At 66.6% G+C, this 19,330-nt stretch carries 20 protein-coding genes and 1 pseudogene; all 21 read right to left on the bottom strand.

Annotated features, from left to right (window positions below; translation table 11 throughout):
• Window positions 1-91 precede the first annotated feature (91 nt).
• Window positions 92-595: a single-stranded DNA-binding protein gene (locus OG225_RS42860; protein WP_331758846.1), complete on the bottom strand. Its 504-nt coding sequence runs from the start codon at window positions 593-595 to the stop codon at window positions 92-94.
• A gap of 82 nt (window positions 596-677) precedes the next feature.
• On the bottom strand, window positions 678-1,481 hold the full coding sequence (locus OG225_RS42855; protein ID WP_331758264.1) for a DNA-processing protein DprA: 804 nt from the start codon (window positions 1,479-1,481) through the stop codon (window positions 678-680).
• Window positions 1,482-2,361: 880 nt separating this feature from the next.
• Entirely contained in the window at window positions 2,362-2,901 is a 540-nt protein-coding gene (locus tag OG225_RS42850; protein ID WP_331758262.1) for a hypothetical protein, read from the bottom strand.
• Complete coding sequence (locus OG225_RS42845; RefSeq protein WP_331758260.1) at window positions 2,880-3,065, bottom strand: hypothetical protein; 186 nt, start codon at window positions 3,063-3,065, stop codon at window positions 2,880-2,882. The genes OG225_RS42850 and OG225_RS42845 overlap by 22 nt, the downstream gene beginning before the upstream one ends.
• Window positions 3,066-3,181: 116 nt before the next feature.
• Entirely contained in the window at window positions 3,182-3,697 is a 516-nt protein-coding gene (locus tag OG225_RS42840) for a hypothetical protein (protein WP_331758258.1), read from the bottom strand.
• Window positions 3,690-4,106 carry a hypothetical protein gene (locus tag OG225_RS42835; protein ID WP_331758256.1) on the bottom strand — a complete coding sequence of 139 codons (417 nt, stop codon included), beginning with the start codon at window positions 4,104-4,106 and terminating at the stop codon, window positions 3,690-3,692. Before OG225_RS42835 ends, OG225_RS42840 begins: the two co-directional genes overlap by 8 nt.
• A complete protein-coding gene (locus tag OG225_RS42830) occupies window positions 4,099-4,323 on the bottom strand; it encodes a hypothetical protein (RefSeq protein ID WP_331758254.1) in 225 nt (74 codons plus the stop codon). The genes OG225_RS42835 and OG225_RS42830 overlap by 8 nt, the downstream gene beginning before the upstream one ends.
• A complete protein-coding gene (locus OG225_RS42825) occupies window positions 4,316-4,540 on the bottom strand; it encodes a hypothetical protein (protein ID WP_405183621.1) in 225 nt (74 codons plus the stop codon). Before OG225_RS42825 ends, OG225_RS42830 begins: the two co-directional genes overlap by 8 nt.
• Window positions 4,541-4,570: 30 nt before the next feature.
• The gene (locus OG225_RS42820) at window positions 4,571-5,863 is read right to left on the bottom strand and encodes an IS4 family transposase (protein ID WP_331758251.1); all 1,293 of its coding nucleotides are present in this window, start codon (window positions 5,861-5,863) and stop codon (window positions 4,571-4,573) included.
• A gap of 389 nt (window positions 5,864-6,252) precedes the next feature.
• Complete coding sequence (locus OG225_RS42815) at window positions 6,253-7,101, bottom strand: IS5 family transposase (protein WP_331758169.1); 849 nt, start codon at window positions 7,099-7,101, stop codon at window positions 6,253-6,255.
• Window positions 7,102-7,249: 148 nt separating this feature from the next.
• The gene (locus tag OG225_RS42810; RefSeq protein ID WP_331758060.1) at window positions 7,250-8,671 is read right to left on the bottom strand and encodes an NF041680 family putative transposase; all 1,422 of its coding nucleotides are present in this window, start codon (window positions 8,669-8,671) and stop codon (window positions 7,250-7,252) included.
• A 1,247-nt stretch (window positions 8,672-9,918) separates the two neighbouring features.
• On the bottom strand, window positions 9,919-10,083 hold the full coding sequence (locus OG225_RS42805; RefSeq protein ID WP_405178874.1) for a hypothetical protein: 165 nt from the start codon (window positions 10,081-10,083) through the stop codon (window positions 9,919-9,921).
• 22 nt (window positions 10,084-10,105) lie between these two features.
• Window positions 10,106-11,224: pseudogene (locus tag OG225_RS42800) on the bottom strand (IS701 family transposase); the annotation flags it as partial.
• Window positions 11,225-11,269: 45 nt separating this feature from the next.
• Window positions 11,270-11,560 carry a hypothetical protein gene (locus OG225_RS42795; RefSeq protein WP_405183620.1) on the bottom strand — a complete coding sequence of 97 codons (291 nt, stop codon included), beginning with the start codon at window positions 11,558-11,560 and terminating at the stop codon, window positions 11,270-11,272.
• A gap of 452 nt (window positions 11,561-12,012) precedes the next feature.
• Complete coding sequence (locus tag OG225_RS42790) at window positions 12,013-12,429, bottom strand: DUF4326 domain-containing protein (protein ID WP_331758246.1); 417 nt, start codon at window positions 12,427-12,429, stop codon at window positions 12,013-12,015.
• 126 nt (window positions 12,430-12,555) lie between these two features.
• Window positions 12,556-13,662: a DUF4192 domain-containing protein gene (locus OG225_RS42785; RefSeq protein ID WP_331758244.1), complete on the bottom strand. Its 1,107-nt coding sequence runs from the start codon at window positions 13,660-13,662 to the stop codon at window positions 12,556-12,558.
• Between the two features lie 253 nt (window positions 13,663-13,915).
• Window positions 13,916-14,488 (bottom strand): AAA family ATPase, encoded by a 573-nt coding sequence (locus OG225_RS42780; RefSeq protein ID WP_405183619.1) that lies wholly within the window; start codon window positions 14,486-14,488, stop codon window positions 13,916-13,918.
• 348 nt (window positions 14,489-14,836) lie between these two features.
• Complete coding sequence (locus OG225_RS42775; protein WP_331758238.1) at window positions 14,837-15,943, bottom strand: recombinase RecT; 1,107 nt, start codon at window positions 15,941-15,943, stop codon at window positions 14,837-14,839.
• 85 nt (window positions 15,944-16,028) lie between these two features.
• On the bottom strand, window positions 16,029-16,889 hold the full coding sequence (locus OG225_RS42770; RefSeq protein WP_405183618.1) for a PD-(D/E)XK nuclease-like domain-containing protein: 861 nt from the start codon (window positions 16,887-16,889) through the stop codon (window positions 16,029-16,031).
• 150 nt (window positions 16,890-17,039) lie between these two features.
• Window positions 17,040-17,684, bottom strand: a complete 645-nt coding sequence (locus tag OG225_RS42765) for a hypothetical protein (RefSeq protein WP_331758232.1) — start codon at window positions 17,682-17,684, stop codon at window positions 17,040-17,042.
• A gap of 507 nt (window positions 17,685-18,191) precedes the next feature.
• Window positions 18,192-19,130 (bottom strand): bifunctional DNA primase/polymerase, encoded by a 939-nt coding sequence (locus tag OG225_RS42760; protein ID WP_331758229.1) that lies wholly within the window; start codon window positions 19,128-19,130, stop codon window positions 18,192-18,194.
• Between the last annotated feature and the right edge of the window lie 200 nt (window positions 19,131-19,330).

The raw sequence follows: 19,330 nt of genomic DNA, 5'->3' as shown, positions 1-19,330 counted from the left end.
ACCAGACGAACACCCCGGACCCAACCCACCCACCTGGTGACCACGCTGGAACCGCGGCCATCGAGGGAATCCAGGCCACGATCAGGCCCGATTACCCGCCGAAACCCGCGCTGGCGAAAGCGGGACTGGCCGCCCACGGATCCGACCCGGCCGCGTCCGAACTTCCCGACGCGACGGCACTGCCGAATCCGCCGCTGCTCGGGGCTTCGGCATTGCCGAATCCGCCGCGGCGGTCGGCCTTGTTCACTTTCGCGGTCGCGTAACGCAACGAGGGACCGACCTCGTCGACCTCGAGCTCTACCACGGTGCGCTTCTCACCCTCACGGGTCTCGTAGGAGCGCTGCTTGAGCCGTCCGCTGACGATGACACGAGCTCCGCGTGTGAGGCTCTCGGCGACATTCTCGGCGGCCTCGCGCCAAATGTTGCAGCGCAAGAACAGCGCTTCGCCGTCCTTCCATTCGTTTGCGTTGCGGTCGAAGTAACGCGGGGTCGACGCGACAGTGAAGTTCGCGACCGCCGCGCCTGCGGGGGTGAATCGGAGTTCGGGATCGGAGGTCAGATTTCCTATCACGGTGATGACGGTGTCTCCGGCCATAACTGGTTCTCCTCGAGAGTCGATGATCAACAGGGACAGATGAATTCGCGCGCGGATGAGCGTGTGTGAGCCCCGCGCGCACTCAGCGCACGGGCACGCCGCCGATCCGGTCGTGGCCGAGGTCCAGGCGCGGGGTGTCGCCGCGAGGGTGGCCCGGTTCGGGGTCGGCCGTTTCATCGAGCGCGGTGAGGACATCGGTGACCGAGCGCACAGGGCGGGCATGGCCCTCGCCGATCAGTCGGTCACAGCCCCGCGCGGCTGCGCCGGGAGCGGCGGGTACGGCCAGCACCGGGCGGTGCAGCCGTCGCGCCCATCGCGCGGTCGACAGGGTGCCCGATCGAACCCCGGCCTCGGGGATCACCAGCTGCCGCGACATCGCCGCGACCAGGCGATTACGCGCGAGCAACCGCGAAGGGTCCACGCCCTCGCGGGGTGGGTATTCCGACACGATCGCGCCGGTCTCGCTGACAGCGTCGAACACCTCGAGGTGTGCGGTGGGATACACGCGGTCGATCCCGGCCGCGGACACGAGCGTGGTCGGTGTCCCGTGGTCGAGGGCTGCTCTGTGGGCGAGCACGTCGACGCCGTAGGCGCCACCGCTGACCATGTGCACGCCGCGTGCGGCCAGCGCGCCCGCGATCTCGCCGGTGGTGGCGGCACCGCGCGGTGTGACCGCCCGGGTGCCGATGACAGCGACGCGGGTCAGCACCGACACCGCCTCGATGGTGCCGCGTACCCAGACCGCTATCGGCGCGTCGAGATATCTGCTGTCGCGGGCGTCGAGGTCGTCGAATCCCAGTCCGGTCCACGCGGGATCGTCGGGGGTGAGCAGCCACGCCCCGACCTGCTCGGCGCGGTCGAGATCGCGGACGGCCAGCTCGGCCACCGAGTCCCGTCATCACTGAGCGGGCGGACGCGTCGCCGTGTGCGGCAGCGGACCTGCCAGATCCAGTGAGAGGCATGCGATGGCTAGCTGGCGGCACGAGGAAGTGGGCGCGGATTCCTCGCGGCGACGGCGGCACCTGGGCACTGGACCAAAGGCTGGTCATCGCCGCGCCGGTCTGCCGGTTGCGCAGCGAGGACGCGCATGCAGTGCGGACCGCTCAGGCACGGGGCACACGATGCGGACGGCACTCGTCGAGCCGTGGGCGCGCAGCCGTGCGAGCAGGTGATTCAGCGCGCCGTGATCGGCGCGTCCCTCTGCTGAGGCATGTCCGAGATCGTCGGCACGCCAGTGATTCACATACGGAAGAGATCTCGAGGCTGGCATATGCGAATGCCGTGGATCGTGCGGCGAACCGCGAGTGACATGTGGGGTGTGTTCGACGGATCCGTCGAACACACCCCACATGCGTTGTCACGCGAAGATCCGAAGATCTACCACCCGTAAGGGCAGTTCCATTGCCGGGACCGCTGACCGGCGTCACACCCAGACAGGAACATGTACCGCAGCGTGGCGCGGGGCCCAGTGTATCGGCCCGGGTGAAATGTCACACCACGGTTTCGCGCGAGCGTGACAGCGTCGCTCTGACGATGAACCGACGCTGTCGATATCGCCACTGAAACCGGTCGACCTCATCACCAGGACGCACTCGAACAGCGCAAGAACCTTAAAGCGGAAGTTGTGTGCGCGGCGGCCAGATGGGCGCTCGCATCACCAAACCAGGTGAACCCATCCGACTAGTGGGGGCAAGGCTCGCGAAAGTATGCGTTATCCGCCGCCGCGTCCATCGCTTCCCGCAAGCGTGTGGTATCGATCTGTTCGCTCATGACTGCGTTCCTTCCTCGGCGGGCGGGAGTTCGTCCCCGTAGTTCAGGATCGTCGTCCGGTCCTTTTCGAACGATCGGAAGTCACCGACCACATCCGAATACACCCGCACCCGACCGGGCAGATCGAGTTCCCGGGCGTACGAGAGAGCCGCCGTCTCGTTCAGGGTCGTTTCGTACTCGCCTTCACTCGACCCATCCAGGCTGCGCACGATGACGTGGTAACGGACTCGGCCTTGCTCGGACTCGCGCTGCGCCCGCCACCGGTCGGTCTCTCTGCGGTCCAACTCTTCCAGCCAGCGGCGGACATCGGCCGTCGGAACATCTCCTGCTGGGCCCTCGATGTGATCGAAGTTCGCCCACTCGCCCGAGTCGTACCCGCGTGCGTCTTCCAACGCCTCCTGCAACGACTCAGCGGTCTCCACCTCGAGACGGCTACCCCAGTACCAAACGAGGTACTTGCCTTCGGGTCCGGTCGATTCGCGATCGAGGTTGATGCGGTAAGGGCTGGTCTCGGTCACGGCTGCACCGGCTTCCATTCGAACTCCGCGACCTCGGCACGCCAATTTTGCGGGGCGTCACGCTTAGCGGCGTCCCGGTTACCGTCCTCGGCCGCACGGACCGCACTGGCCTTGTTCGGCTTCTCGACCGCGACCGACTGGCCGTGACGGTCAGTGCCGACGACTCGGTACTTGGTGGGCATTAGCGGGCCCTCCGCTCGGTACGATCATTCATGGCTGAATCCTCTCCGATTCGGTCAGCGGCCGGGGGTGTTCGAGACCTCCGGCCGCGCCCAATTTTACCAGGCAGCAAGGCTTTTCAGCCCTGCGCCACACCCTCCACGCGGTACGCGCCAGCGAGTTCCCCGATCGCTTCCGCCAGCACCTCCCGCGCTGACTCCACCCGCGCCCGAGCGTCCGAACCCATCTGCTCCACATCACCTTTCGCGTACGTCTCGTACAGCGACGTGACGTGTCGGAGTGCGGTGATCAGGCCCGGGTCGAGATGACCGTGGCCAACCTGAATCACCTCATTCTCGATGGCCTCGTATTCCAACTGCCCGAGGGGGATGGTCTTGTCAGACATCGCCCACCTCCGGGAGATATTCGCGCGCCTCAGCGTGCGGGCAAATCTCGCCAGGCTCCAGCGAGAGATAGCCGTGCGCCTGACATCCGCCGTGATGGTCGAAGACGCACAGGTCCGGGTCGAGGAAATCCGCGACAAGCGCCGCAGCTTCACGAGTTCCCTGACCAGGCGGTGCGCGTCTTCACCATCCGGGTAGCGGGCGTGCTCGGCCCACTCCGTCAACAGCGACTCGGGAATCCGGTCACTCATCTCCACTCACTTCCTTGAGTGCGTACGGCCGGTAATCGGACGCGGCGTAGTTGACCTTCTGGCACTGAAATGCATCGCGTGCGGCGGTCTCGTCCGTGAAGATCTCGCGGTACGCGTAGTCGAGTTCGATGCCGAACTGGTCATGCAAGCCGATGACGAACCCGGGCGGATCCTCGGCCGTACCGCCTTTGAGGCGGGTGACCTTCCGCCACAGGCGCGCTCGCTCCTTCGCCAGACGGGTGAGCTGGGATTCGTGCGCGGTCTGCATCGCGCCGATCGCCGCGTCAGCGACAGCCACACGAGCCCGCAACGCCATCACCTCGAGCGCCAACGCCTTCACGTCGGCACCCGACGCACGATGCGGATCAAATGCGAACACCTCCAGATGCTCGCGAGTGAGGTCAGGCATCGCACACCCCGATCATGTACTTGCGCACCAGATGTCCGGGCCCGAACCGCAGCCCCAGGCATGAGCCGCACACCAGCCGCTCGAGCATCCCTTGCTTCGGCTCGGGCGTGTTCGGGATGGCGTCCCATTCGCGGACGGTCTTCGCGTCGGGCGGCAGGTTCTCGCCGCAGCACATCCCATTGAGGGCGTGGATCGTCGACTCGATGTCTTCACTCATCGGCGCCCACCTCCTCCCACCACTCGAATGCGGGCCGGGAGACGACGCGGCGGTTCAGTCCGCTCATCGGCACACCGTTGGCAATGGCTGCGCGGGCGTGACCTTCGCTGTCGACCGTCAACGTCGAGGTGTCGAAGGTCTTGCCCTCCATCGACGGGGTTTGGCGTCGCGCCTCGTACCGGACCGCCCACTCCTCCCCGAAGGGCACTAGCCCCAAGGCCGCGCAGTTTAGGTTCCTGTCCGGTTGTCAACCGGGCAGGATATGGACGCTGATCTGGGTTTTATAGATGTTGCGGTCGATGTCGCCTTTGGCGCGGTGTTTGGAGATGGCGCGTTTGACGACTCGGGGGCTGGAGCGTTGGCGTCGTGGTGGCAGCGGGCTGGACAGGACCGCGCGGCCGATGGCGCCGATCAGGTCGATCGTGGTGGTGGCGAGGACTCCGGCGGCCAGGATGAGCTGATCACGGGCGGTGTGTACGGCGATGGTGAAACTGCCGCGGTCGGGGCGCAAGCCCGGGGCGGCCAGCGCGGTGTCGGCGATGGCGGTGCGCAGTGCTTGGTAGGTGATCAGCAGGGCGTAGACCTCTTGCGTGACCCCGGCCGGGGTGCGGGCGCGCAGCACCCGCCCACCGAGAATGGTCGATTTCAGTTCGAAATAACTGGTTTCGATCTCCCAACGCTGATGATAGAGATCCACCAATTCTCGTGCGGGATAACGCTTGTCGTCGGTCAGAGTAGTGATCAACCGGTACCGCTCGACCCGGCGTGGCCCGCCGGCGCAGCTGACGGCGATCTCGGCGTCGATCACCCGCACCGTCACCGCGCCGGCGCGGGTCAGCCACGACCCGTCACCCAACCGCGCGATCGCGGGGACACACCGGTTGAGTTTCGCGCGGATCAGCAGCTCCGCTCCGGTGTCGGAGATCCGCTCGATCAACGCCGTGACCGCGAAGTTCCTGTCGGCCAATAACAGCATGCCGGGGCGCAGGCATCCCAGAAACCGCGGCGCGTACGCCGTTTCCGCGATCCGCAACGGCCCGAACACGACATCCACGACGGTGCGGGAGCCACACGCCACCACCGCCAACATCCGCAACATCGGGTATCCGGCTCGGGCGTGACCACCGCCGTGGCGACCGTAGGCGGCCACATTGGCAGGACTGTCGGGCACGAACACGCTGGTGCCGTCGATCGCGCACACCAGCAGCCCCCGCCACCGCACCGCCCCGGCGTCAGGACCGGCGACCAGGTCGAACAACGCGGCCAATGGTTTGACCCCGACTCGGCGCAACGCTTGGGACAACGCCGAGGAACCCGGGCACGCGAGCGATCCACTGGGCAGTCCCGCGCACAACCGCGCCCACACCTGCCGATACCCGATACCGGAGAACAACGCCCCGGCCAGCAACAGATACACCACCACCCGCGACGGCAACAACCGCACGCGCAACCCCACCGCACCGGAGGTCTCCAGCGCCGCGTCGACAAGGTCGAACGACACGATCCGGGTCAGTTCCCCCAGATGCCCCGGCGCGAACACCCCCTCCGCTACCAGCGAACAACGATCAATGACACACTGAACCGACAGCGGGACTCCTCGGACGAGCGGATTGTCTTGGCGGACAACACCTCTCTACCAGCAGTTCCGCTGTCCTCGTTCACCACCCCACCCCGCTTGACACACCGAGCCCAACCCTTAACTGCGCGGCCTTGGCACTAGCCCGGCCGTGGTGAGAGCGTCGGCCAGATGAGAGCTCCACTCCCGCCAAGTGGGGAACAGCTGGTCGCACGCGCATTCGGTCAGCCCGTCACAGTTGGGTTGCGTCGCATGCTGTTCGATCACTTCGACGTAGCGGGCGTGGCCGGAGCCGATCCACGCATGGTCGCTGGTCATGCGGGCGGATTTCCTCTCAGAGGGCGTCTGGGATCTCATGTGGCTGGTGTGCTGGCGTGAGCCAGTCGTCGGGTGAGGGTGTGGATGGCAGCGATGTAGACCATGGCTTCGTGGTGGTCGGGGCGGGTTTCGTAGTCGCGGACGCATCGGCGGTGTTTGACGAGCCAGCCGAATGTGCGTTCGACTACCCAGCGGCGTGGCAGGACTTCGAACCCGGTGGCGGTGTCGCTGCGTTTGACGATCTGAATAGTTTGGGCGAGAACAGATTTCGTCCAGATGACCAGTCGCCCGGCGTAGCCGCCGTCGGCGAATACGTGCGTGATGGTGGCGAAGCGGGCCGCGACAGCGGCCAGCAGCCGGTGCGCGGCGTCGCGGTCCTGGATCGAGGCGGCGGTGACCACGACGGCCAGCAGTAGCCCGCTGGTATCGGTGGCGATGTGGCGTTTGCGGCCTTTGATCTTCTTGCCCGCGTCGTATCCGGCCGTACCCGCTGCGACGGTGTCGGCGCCGCGCACGGTCTGCGAGTCGATCACCGCCGCGGTCGGCTGCGGCGCCCGACCGGCGGCGACTCGGGCACGATCACGCAGTGCATCGTGGATACGTTGCCATGCACCGGCTTTCGTCCATCGCCGGTAGATGTCGTACACGGTTTTCGCAGGTGGGAAATCGTGCGGCAGCTGCGCCCACGCGATCCCGCCGCGCGACAGGTAGAAGATCGCGTCGCACACCAGCCGCCGCGACCACTTTTCGTGTCGGCCGCCCTTACCGGCGGTGTTGCCTGGTGGCGGAAGCAGCGGCTCCAGGATCGCCCACTGCGGGTCGGTCAGCGACGAAGACGGATAGAACGGGCACTTCGGCGACTCGCCGTGGGCTGGGCACGACAAGCACAAGCAGGTAAGCGACACTGGCACAGGGACTCTCGGTGTGACGTCTTGGTGTGGAAACCTCAGTCGTACCGGGAGTCCCTCTACAATATCCGGCGTCACACGCCAGCCGGTGATCGAGATCTCAGACGCGCTCTTAGCTTGAGATTTAAGGTTGTGGCCCCGGCGTAGCCGGGGCCACACGGGTTTTGCCGACCTCTGGATGTGGCGCGATGTGCCGGTTCTTGCTGCCTTTCGGGCGGCCGGGGCCGGGGCGTGAGGGTTTCGGCGCGCTGGCCGGATTGGGGGTTTTCCGGCGGAGGTGGCGAAACCCGCGACGGACGCGGGCGGGGGTGAGCCGGTGCGGGTCGGTGACGGGTTTCTCCCAGGGGCGGCGCAGGTCGGTGGTGAGGCCGCGTGCGAGCCGCAGCTGGGTGTGGGCGGTGAGGATCAGCCAGGTCCAGCGGTCGCCCTGGGCGGCGGTACGGACCCGGGGCCGGGTCCAGCCGAGGGTTTGTTTCAGGAACCGGAAGGTGTGCTCGATGTCGAAGCGGCGCAGGAACGCCTGCCAGTAGCGGTCCACGTCCGCTGCGGCGCTTTCGGCACGGGATGTCCACAGCCACACCGGTTTCGGGTTTCGGTCGCCGGGTAGCCGATCCACGGTCAACCGGATCAGGGCGCCCTCGATGATCGGTGGCGGACCGTCGAGGTCGGCCCAGGGGCCGCGGTGGGTGAGCCGGGGATGCAACCGGTGCCAGGCAGTGGTGCGGGCGGTGCCGTAGCGAAGGGTGTCGGTGCTGGTCGTGACCGCGGGCTCGGGATGGGTCGCCGGGTCGGCGAGGGTGAACACCGGGCCGTGGCGCGGCGGGCGGCCCGTGCGGGCCCGCGCGGCGGCGGGGAAGCAGAACACCCGATCCGACCGCACCCTACCTACCAGCTCAACCGGCAGATCCGCCAACAGCCACGCCAAGCGGCAGATATCGTAGCCGGCGTCGAACACGATCACGATGTCGCGATCCCCGGGCCGATGATGCCCGGCCGCGCGCAGCCGGGCAACCACGTCGCGGACCTGGGCGGCGGTCACCGCGGTGAGGTCCTCGTCACGGCCGATACGCTGCGCGTCCAGCAGCGCGCACCAGCTCGACGCCCCGGACTCGAGCGCGGCGACGAACGAGTACGGCCAGCCCGGGATCAGCTGCGCGTTGCCCTTGCCGCGCCCATAGGTATGACAGAAACAACGGTCGGCACTGGTCATAGCGTCGGGCCGCAGCCACGGTGACACATCCACCGCCAGCCTGATCCGGCCGCCGCGCTCACACGGGACCGGCAATCCGGTCACCGCCCGCCGCAGCCTGGTGACATCGAGCCGGCCCGCCGCCAGCGCGTCGTACATACCGCCATGACCACGGCGATGCTCGGCCACCAGAGACAACCCGACCAGCGTGGTCACCGGCCCGTCCGCGCACAACACCGCCTCACACAGCTCGAACAACGCATCCGCTCGCGCGCTCGCACACCGGTACAACTCCTGCCGAAACGCCGACAACTCCCCGGCCGCACCCTCGCGACCAGGATCGTGCACACTGTTCATCGAAGCCCTTGGTTCATGAGATTCGTTCTGTAGCAAGATGAATCATCAACCAAGGGCTTCACCCATGATCAACCGGGGCGACCTACCCCAGCTCAGAGGTTAAATCTCAAGCTCAGACGGTGACAGGAGCACGACGGGGCCGCAGACCGTCGCGGAAGCGGCGTGTCGCGTCGCTGCGCCTGTCGATGTTTGCGTGCAGGCGAAGATGGTCATCGCGGCACGGCATCGGGGTCGCCTACGGGTTGCGTTGGCGGGTCGGTCTTCCGGCGCGCCCACGCGAGGGCCTACGCAATGGGCGACGAGTGCGGGGCACGGAGATGGTGACCGTTGTGCGCCGGTGACGTTGGCGGGACTGGATGCGTGACCCGGAGAGAACAGGCCGACGTGATCCCGCCGCGCGGGTCCGTGCCGACGACCGGCGCGCCCGGGCCCTGTTCGTCGGAGTCGCGATACCACTGTCCGCGGCGGCGGCCTTCTCACGGGCCTCACGCTCACGTCTTTCGGTGGCGATACGCACAATATGCAGCAGCCGTGTTTCGCAGAGCTTGCCGTCGATTGTCTTGCGTCTGCACTGCGTACCCGCCGGTGCCGCGCATGGCTCGTAAGGGCAGGCGATAGTGAGACCGAGCTCGTGATTTTCTGCTTCGGTCCCGGACAGAGCGAGACGGAACTTGCTGGGAAGGGGCAGGACCAGCTGATCGGGCATGAGGGATCCGTTCGGAGGCGGAACTGGCACCGGTCATGTCACGATCGGTGCAGGACAGAACGAGATGGCACGGCGAGACCCGCTCGCGTTCCTCGCACCCGACGACGAGGCATGATCGAGAAGCCGGTCGAGGTAGCAGCGGTCTGGGCCTGTATCTGAAACACATTCAGCCTCAACTACACTGGATGTCGCACGTGGCTGACGGCCTGCCGCCGATGAAGGCACCCCACGTCGGGAACGGAGCGCCAACGCCGCACTCAGACAAGAAATCCTTTTTCTGCGCGGCGCGGAGGGGGAGTGTCCGGTCCGGTGGGCATCGGTTCGTCGGCCGGTGTGGTGTGGGTCGTTAGAGTGGTGGGCAAGGGGACTGGCGTGATCTGGGATCTGTCAGTCAGGAGCACCACCGTGGAACAACCGAATGTCAATGGCGCACGGTCGCGTTCGCGCGCCAGCGATCCGATCCGTGGGCAACGGCGTCGCGCCCGTCAGGAACGCCACGCCAAGGCGAAACAGCGGCTAATACTGCAACGGCACTCGGCGCTCAGGTAAGTGGATGTCCGCGTCGCCGGTAGTGGCTGAGGCGGGCTTGGTGCTGGCGTCGTCGTCGCCAGGTCGACCATGACCAGATGTGATCGGCGGCATGGCGTGGGGTGAGGACGAACGCGATGAGCAGGCGGCGGATCTCCGGTAGCGTGAGAGCGATCATGCCCTCGTCGAGGTCACTGGTTCCCCTTTGCAGCAAGGGTTTTCGACGCGGCGAGCCATGCCAGGGCGAGCATCGACAGGGTGATGTGGGCGTGCCAGGCCCGCCAGCTGCGGACTTGGTAGTGATCGAGTCCGGCTTCCCCTTTGGCCTGCTGGAACGCCTCTTCCACATGCCAGCGTGACCCGGCCGTCCAGGCCAGATCGACCAGCCGGGCGGTGGCGGGGCCGTAACAGATGTAGTAGGCGATCTCGAGTTCGCCTCTGCTGTTGGGTGTGAGCGAACGTCGCGCCAGCAGCCAGTGTCCTCGCCCGGCGGCCCAGGTGCCCTCGATTTGGCGGCGCGCCCAGTCGTATTCGCGCGGTCCGTGCGCGCCGGCGCCGACCGAGAGCCGCTGCCAGGTGCGGTCGCCGAACTCGGCGACCAGATCATCGGCGCGCGCGACACGGTCGGCGCGGGTGGTCATCTGGTGGTCGCAGCGGGTGGCCATCACGTAGAACACGTCGTGGTCTTCGCACCAGTCCCGTAGGTAACCGGCCTGCCCGTAGGCCTCATCGGCGGTGAACCACCCGAACGGCACCTTCGCGGCCAACGCGCGTTCGAGCATGGCGATCATCAGCCGGGGTTTGGTGGCGAACTCGACCTCGTCGGGAATCCCAGCGTCGCGGCAACGCTCGCGATCGCTGGTCCACGACTCGGGAATATAGAGTTCCCGATCGATCAGCGCGTGCCCCTGCTTCGACGCGTACGCCAGGAACACCCCGATCTGACAGTTCTCCGTACGCCCGGCTGTGCCCGAGTATTGGCGTTGCACCCCAGCAGATTTGGTGCCCTTCTTCAAGAACCCGGTCTCGTCACCGGCCAGCACAGCGTCAGGGTCGCCGAGGTGTTCGACCACGTATTCCCGCACATCGTCACGCACCCCCTCGACATCCCAATCGGCTTTGCGCAGCAGCCGCTGCATCCCGTCCGGGCACCCCTCACCAGCGCGTTCGGCCAGAGTCCACCCGTTCTTGCGTTCCAAACCGGCCAGCAGGCCCGACACGTACTCCCGCGCCCGCTGCCGCGGCTCGGACCGCGCGAACCGGGAACCTATCCGAGACATCAACGAATCCAACTCGGCCACAACACGATCCAACACCACATGCCAGATCTACCAGCACACACTCAACCGAGTGCCGTTGCAGTACTAAGTCGTATCGACGCGGCCGAGACCCAGTTCTTCGACGCGATCACGGCGATCACGGCAGCCGAGAACGACCTCCAGCAGGTCATTGCCGCTGCCGAACGTCGCATCGCCGATGCCCGCGCCCGCACCGCAGACGCGATCGACGAGCAACGGCGAAGACAAGCCCGGGCCGCGGCCGCGCTCCACGCCGAAGGCTGCAAGATCGACGAGGTCGCCGAAATCTTGCAGCTCACAGCGAAGCAGGTACGCGACCTGCTCACCGCCGCGCGTTCGGACACCGCCGCTGAGCAAACACCACCCCGGCCGCCACAGCCCGAATCGCCAGCAGAGTCGGCCAGAGACACGACGGCGGGCGCTGACGAGTCGGTGGCTGCACCGCCGTCGTCGACGGCTGCCGAGGACAGGCGGGCATGGTCGTCTTCGGTTGGGCGGCGACTCGATAGCGTCGGCGACGATCGGACGTCGACGCTATCGACCTGAAGAGCAGCCACCTGTTGGCCGGTCGCGGTCGCGAGGCGGCTTCACTCGGTTCGTGTAGGTCGATGCCGAGGCGGGGTGCGGTGGTCGGTCCTTCGTCGGCGAATGCGCTGACGCTCCGCCGTTGCAGTATGGCGGCGCACCTTCTGGCGGGCGAAGCCGTCAGTGCCGTTCGGAGTGTCAATGGCGCTCCGGCGATGGCGCTACGACTCGTGAGGTCCGCCGCGCAGCCCCAACGTTGGCTACGGGCTCGGTCAGTCGCCGGATCAAACGGCGGCCAACTCCTGGAGTGCGTCGATCGGGGCGAAGTCCGAGTCGAGGGTCAACGCGGCGAGGGTGTGGCCGTGACAACGCTGCGGTGCGCACCAGCAGCCGAGCACCTTGGCGGCGAGTTCGCCGTTGCGCAACCGTGCGAGCAGGTCGCCGCGGTCAGCGAGAGCTTCGGCGTGGGCGCGGATGACCGCGTCGCGGTTGCCGTCGCGTCCGATGACAAAAGGGTTGCCCCAGTCGCTTGCACGGTCGATGCGTACGAACCGGCCATTCGCCCGCGCCCAGTCGATCAGATGCGCCTGTCCGCTGGCTGGGCGCATCGAGACCACGACCGGAGTACCGGTCAGAAGGACGGCTTGGAGGTCGGCGATGCTCAGATCGGTCGGATCGGCAATCAGGATGTGGCAGGTCATCGGGAACGTCTCCCTTGTCAGGTCGGAGTTGCTCGGCCAGCCTGTCCGCATCGGCAACAGTTGGCGACTGGCTGCTCGAGCGGACGGAGGTCCAGCATCGACGCTGCACCGATACTCGTTGGCCAGCTACTCGCGGGTCACGGCGCCTACCTGGCACTCGCCGCGCAGGTCGATGCCGAGATCGGTCGCGGCAGCGAGCCCCTTCTCGGCGATTGTGCTGGCGTTGTGCGGTGTCAGCCCGGATTTGAGGGCGGCGTGCAGGAGGCTGGCGAGTTTGTTGGCGGGGTCAGCGGTCAGCGCGGCTTGGAGTGTGTGTCCGGCGTGGGTGCCGTCGCCGCGCTGGTAGGCCGCGTAGGCGGCCAGTACCGCGACCGGTGCACGTTCACGTCCGGTGAGTCCGGCCAGCAGCAGGACCCACGTCCGTTGTGCCGCTACAGGGTTGGCACCGTGGGTGGTCGCGAGCAGGCAAGACAGCACAACGGGATCGCTTATCGCGACGGCGGCTTCGGCTATGTGCGTGGGAGTCAGGGGTTCACCGGCGTCGGTGTGCGCGATCGTGCGCAGCACCATCTCGACGTGTTCGCGGTGGTAGTCGGCCAGTTGTCGGGGCGTGGTGGCGCGTCTACGGCGGTGTTCGGCACAGGCATGTGCGTCTGGAAGCAGCCCGTCGACGAGTGGAGTCAACTGTGGATCAGGAGCGAAGTGATCGGTGACCGCCTCGGCTGTGCGGTGCAGTGGCTGTCCGGTGACGGCGCGTTCGAGCGCGACCGGGGTGAGGGCGCAGTCGGTGAGTACACCGTGATCCTCGGGGCCGATCACGCTCCACCATCGGGCACCGTCGATGAATTCGGATACTGCCCAGCCGCGTATGAGCGGGACACCGATGTCGGTGAGGCGTTGGCCCCACTCGGTCAGCAACCGCAGGTCGACATCGTCGGGGGAGTCAGTAGTGGCGCGGTGTCGGTTGTCGACCACGACCGCGAAGGAAACGTTTGCCCCGATCTGTTGGGCGGCGGTCCGTAGGTCTGGCGCCTCGGTGTCGGGTTCGGCGTCGACGGGGTAGCCGCGCAAGGTCCACTCCACGACGGCAATTCGTGGTTCCTGCGCGGATTCGTCGATGTCCGCGTGGATCAGTGCCACCAGCAGACGCTGATCCGGGAAGTAGCCCAGCTGTGCCGGAAGGCTGGACAGCAACCCGCTCGGCTGCGGGAACTGGATGCGAGAGGTATCCATGTAGGTCGTTCTTTCGACGTGGGGATCGGGGACCTGCGACACCCTGCCCTCGCGGCGCTACGCGGTGACCGGCAACGATGCCCGTTGGAGGCGGGGCCGGTGACCTCCCGTCGAAGAGTCGCGTCGGTAACGGTGTCGGCGACCGGCGTTCCGAATCGGGCCGGTTGTCCGAATGTGCCTGTTGCGATCTCGCGGGCTTCGGATGCGGCAGGAGCGCGGAATCGCCGGGGATGCGACATTTGCGGGATTGCTGTCACCACATCCCTGGCGGCGTCCGGAGCGGTTGCGGGACGTACCTGACGGCGTGCTCGCCATCGTCGTGTGAGTCCGAGGCGGGGCCAGGACGGTGATGCCTGACGTGACTGCTCCTCGGCCGCTGCGCTGGCGAGGGAGGTATGCCGATGCTGTAGTGCGCAGGTGGGTACCATGTTCCGGGACGGTGAGCGCGGTAGGTCTGGCGGATTACTTCGGGGTCGACGTGGTGCCCGCCGAGCCTTACGCGGTGTGCCACAGCGGCGATGCACGTCTCGAGTGGAGCGTGGACGTCGACTATGACGCATTCGGATCCGCGGCTGTGGGCCAGGTGCTGCCAGCGCTGCACGTGTCGCGGTCGAAGGTTGGTAGCGTCGATGATCACACGATCGCCTCGGTCGAGATAGGCGATGCACTCAGCCATTTCTCGGTCGCTTACCGCAGCCTCGTCCTCTTCGCTGAGCAGGCCTTGGCAGTGAAAGTACTTCTCGCGGATCAGGTCTCGCGAGACGATAGAGGTTCTGAGGTCGAGCGCGGCAAGTTCGGCGGCGAGCTTGGACTTACCGGCTCCCATCAGGCCCCCGCAGGACGACGATCATCGGCGCTGTCGACGGCTCCGGCGCATTGTTCATCGCAGAGGCCCTTCTTCTCGAATGGTGATGCCCGGATGGCGAAGGACTCGGGAACAATCAGCGTGTTCGGCTTACGCCGCCGAGACCTACGTTTCAGTGCGACTTTTCATGAGTGAATATGGCTCGGTGGCAGCCGATCTCCGCTCTTGCAGGGATCTGGCCGCGTTAGACACGCGATACAGAGTTGCCGCCCGGCTCGTCGAGTATTCCCGGAGCCGGACGGTTCGACCGTTTGCGGGAGGGGCCACTCTGTCGTCACCTGTGCAGTGGCGGCCGTCGTGGACGAACGATCAGGGTTTCGTATCGGGGCCCGACGCGTCGGTGGGCAGGGCGGATTGCAAGGTGGCCAGATCCTGCACGGTGAGTTCGTCGGGCTGGCTGACCTGTCGGCCCAGTTGTTCTGTGGCCCAGAGGAGCACACCTTCCGCGTCGCGGTGAAGGGCGGTGGCTGCGTCGGCGACGAATGCTTGTGCCGTGTCGGGATCGACGGCTGCGGAGGGACGCCTGCGCATGGCGGCGGGGCGTGGGGCCCGCTTCGTTGAGGTGGTGGCCGCCGGGGCGGCACCGGCTTTCTGTTCCGGGGCGGGGTCTCCCGACGCACCGTGCTCAGAGGTGGCCTGCGGTTCGGTGCGTGCGGTGTCGGCTGGCACCGCCCTGTCGGTGGGCGCGTTCGGCTTTCCGAGCATGTGGGTGACGGTTCGGGACGGGGCTTGATGGGCGGCAGGGGCGGAGTCGCTGGTGGTGGTGGTGTGCTCGTTGGTGATGTCGGCGCTGTCGGCGAGGCTCAGCCATCCGAGTTCGTCGGGGAACAACCGTCGCCAAGCGTCAGCTTCGGCGCATTTGGCCAGCATGTGGCGCGGCATCCTGGCCCAGCCCCGGGTGGGAGCACCGTGCAGGGTCAATTTGGCGAACTCGGCGAAGTGGACGATCGCCTCGACAGTTTCGCGGCGACCGTCCAGGTGGATGGCCGTGATCGTGTACTGCGCGGCGACCGGATCGGTGTCGTAAGGCCAGGCGTCGTCCCATTCTCGGGACCGGTCGTCGTAGAACAGTGGTGTGGACTTCTCCAGGATCACACCGCGCTTCTGGGCGGCGCGGGCACCGAGGGTCCGGAATCCGTGGATAGAGGTCTCCACAGACCATCGCTCTTCGAATTTAGTGCCCCCCGTGAGGGTTTCGACCGGTTCGCGGCGTAGCAGCAACCGGATCTGTTCACGGAACGGATCGAGGTTGCAGGTGACCGCGCTGTGGAAGAGCAGGTTCAGCGCGGCCGTGGGCGGGGTAGTGGTCCAGCGCGAGATCAGCGCGAGCGCGGAGATCTGCGTATCGGTGAACCGGCCCTGCTCGGGGACGATAGCCAGCGGCGAGAGCGGCGGGGGGCTCTGGGGTGCGGACATGCGTTGTCGGCTCCTTCCTTGGAGACAGGTTCGAGTCCTGCTCAGCGACTCCGGCGTTCAGTGCCGCCGCGATCCGCTGGCGGTGTCAGCGGCGGAATCGCCGATTCGAAGTGCGGGGCAGGTGAATGCGGTGGATGCCGTCGCCGTGGGCGGGCCAGTCATCGGATCTCAGGCAGCGGTCGTAGAGATCGATCGCGCGCCGGTTCTCCTGGGCGGCGTCGATGAAGTCGTCCCGGTCGCCGGGGTGCAGTTCGGAGACACTGACCACGTGCGGAGGGTGTTTGTCGACGGCGGCGAACAGGAATCGGCGTACCCGTAGCCCCAACGCGGTGATGACGCGGGTGTACCAGTCCCTTTGCAGGTGGTAGCCGTAACGCAGGACCGACCACGCGAATTCGCCGGGGTCGGCGTTGTCGGTGGTTTTCAGGTCCACGACATCGACTTCTTCGTCGTCGTCGGTGGGGTGCAGCCAGTCCGGGCGGGTCCGCAGCATCAGACCGGTGGCCGGATCGGGCGAGTAGAACGACGCCTCAGCCCAGCCGCGGGCCAGCAGCGGCATCAGAGCCGGATGCGCGCGGACCGCTGCGGCCATGGCCTTGGCTTTGGCGAAACTGCCGGGCAACAAAGGGATCTGCCCGGCGAGGCGGTGTTCGAGCCGTTTCTGCTTCGCCAGATTTGTCTTCCAGTCCCGGAAGTCCAGTTCCACCACCAACGGTCCCGACCCCAGGCCGATGCTGTGTACAGCACGTCCGAATTCGAGGGCGTCGGTGTCAGGTGACCCGTACAGCTGCTCGTAGCGGAACTGGCGCGGGGTGATCCCTGACCACCACAGTCGCCGCGCCAACGAGCTCGACAGACCGAAATCGTCGTGGCGGTGATAGACGTGATCGGGAAGGTATAAGTGGATTCCTTTGGTCGGGGTAGCGGTATGCAGGACAGGAATCACGACCTCCGTGGTGTAGCTGGGGGCAAGCACGGTCGGTGGACACCGGGTTTGAGTCCGACGGAGCGAGCGGTAGCCGCGAATTCTGGTTGGCAGCAAAAAGTTTCGGAAACACTCGTGGTGTCACCGGCCTGACTCATCTCGCGATACAGGTCAGGGCGACGTCGCCGCGTCGGTTCCAGCGAGGCAGGTGGTGGCGGTGTCGAGGTGCCATTGACGGTGGAACTCGGGGGCGAAGGCTTCCAACACGGTGGATTCGTGGGTCGGTAGCGCATCGAAGCGGGTATGGAACGCTGCGATCGCGGCCTCGGAAAATGGCTGGCAGCGCGCCAGTTCGCGTTGGGTGCGGTCGTACAGTTCGGCGCGATGCCCAGGTAGCCAGTCTTCGCGTCGTCCGACGCAGTATTCGCACTGCGCGGCAGCCCCGCGCAGTGGAGTCGGCCCGGTTGTCGGTGGTGCGCCGAGATTGCCGCTGTCCACGGGCCGCTCGCTGTGACCGCGCACAGCGATGGCGAGGTTTCTCAGCCGGTCGCCGAACCGTTGTCGTACCCGACGGGGCAGGGTCCGGATCACCAACCGCAAGACCGGTCCCGGGTGGGCGGCGGGTGCGCCTATCTGGTGGGCGACGAGGTCCCTTGCGCCGAAGTCGATCATGTAGGTCTGGCCGTCGGGAGCGGTGACGTGGAAGATTTTGGCCTTCGAGTCGTGCGCCTCGAACATGTCGAGGGCTTTCAACGCCGCGTCGACGGGGTCTGCGCCACCGGCCTGAATGACCCAGTGGATGTCGTACTCTTCCACGACTGACGCCTCCTCAGCGCGATAGTGGGTTGTCGACCCGAGCGGTCGAGTAGTGGATGGGGTCCAGAGGCCGTGACCTGTGGTGATCACTGCGGGTCTGCGTGGGTGGACGGCGCAGTGGCCAGATGGCACGCGTCGGCGGAGGAACCGCTGGTCGAGGGCGGTTCGCTGCGAAATCTGGTGGAACGCCCTGCGCGCTGAACCGTTCGAGACGGTGATGGTCGTGATCGCGCGACCGGCGTGTTCGCTGCGTTGGTGGAGACTGTTGATCGCCCGAGCATCACAGTCTCGGAGAGAGTCCTAGCAGGTCGAGAGGACGTGGCGGCCCGCGAGCAGCGGGGGAAACCGGCATGATCGCGAGGATGTCGCGCGGTTCAGAACCTCATCATGGGCAGAAGTCGGCGAGGGCCATACCGGCCCAGGTCGGGTTGGCGTCCGAGCGCCGGTGTCGTCCTGTCCTGGGTGCGGCGGCACGATCTGCGGTGGTTCGGCCCCGACGGATCCCGGTCACCCACCACGCAGTCTGATCTGGTGGTTCTGTTTGCTGCCGTAATCGAGTCCGCGGGTGATGGTGCGGACGGCCTCGGCCTCGGTGAAGTCTCCGATGCCGATGTGGGTGCTGGCGGCTTCGTAGAGCACGTCATAGGCGGTTCGGTAGCCGAGGATCGGGTGACCGAGTGGGAGTCCGTGCTGGTCGAGGATGTCGGCGCCGACGAGAATTCCGAGGGAGGCGGCGGCTGACACCAGGGTGTCGTTGCGTTGGCCGCGTGGTGCGTGACGGACGCGATCGCCCTGAATCCGCAGTGCGACTTTGACGTATTTGTGGGCCCGGTCGATATCCACGTGCGCAGGCGGCCGGGGCGTAGGTGGTGGCGGTGTGAGGGCGGTGACGAGCCAGGCAGGCAAGGGTTGAGGTGCGCGGGGATTCTGGATGGTGTAGCCGCCGTTGTGAAGTATCGATCCGGCGGCGACGATGTAGCCGCCGGTCCCGCGGGTGTCGATTCGCCATCCGAGCGTGCCGGAGGTATTGGGCAACTGAATTGCCGGTGGGGCCTGGAAATACAGATGCAATCCAGTCGACGGGGTGGCCACGGCGTAGGTGTCGCCCGGGTAGGGGTGCCCGGCCTGTTCGGCGACCGCGGCGAGGACCTCGCGGCCGTGAGACAGGCCGGTCCAGGGCTCGGGGGCGGGTTCGTCGTGGTCGGGATCGAGGTCGATGACATAGAGCCCGCTGGGCTCGCAGGCGATCCCGATGTTGAACGGATGTTGACGCCACATCCAACGGATCCGACGCGGGTCGTCGGTGGCATGGTGAAGCCAATTACCTTTGTATGCAGGGGTTTTCGCGCGTGGCCGCAGCGGGAATACGTGGTGTCCGCGTTCGGCGGCTGTCAGAGCGGCCTGCATCAGTGCGGTGCTGGGGCGGCCGCGTCGCGAGGCGCCCATCTCGCCAGGGTAGCGCGAGGCAGGATGTGTCCGCCCTCGGCCGGACACGGGCCCGGAGCTCGCACGAGTCATGACAGGTAGACCTCCAAGTAGGGCATCAGCGAAGTGAGACGCAGGTGCGTGCAGACGTCGGCGACGGTGCGTCGCCGACGCTCTGGACGGTGGCCGCGGCGAAGTGTGGTCTGCCGTCGGGTGGGACC

Source organism: Nocardia sp. NBC_01377, from assembly GCF_045040005.1.
Lineage (GTDB): Bacteria > Actinomycetota > Actinomycetes > Mycobacteriales > Mycobacteriaceae > Nocardia > Nocardia noduli.
Note: the sequence above shows the minus strand (reverse complement) of the source record. Positions and strands in the feature narration are given on the sequence as shown.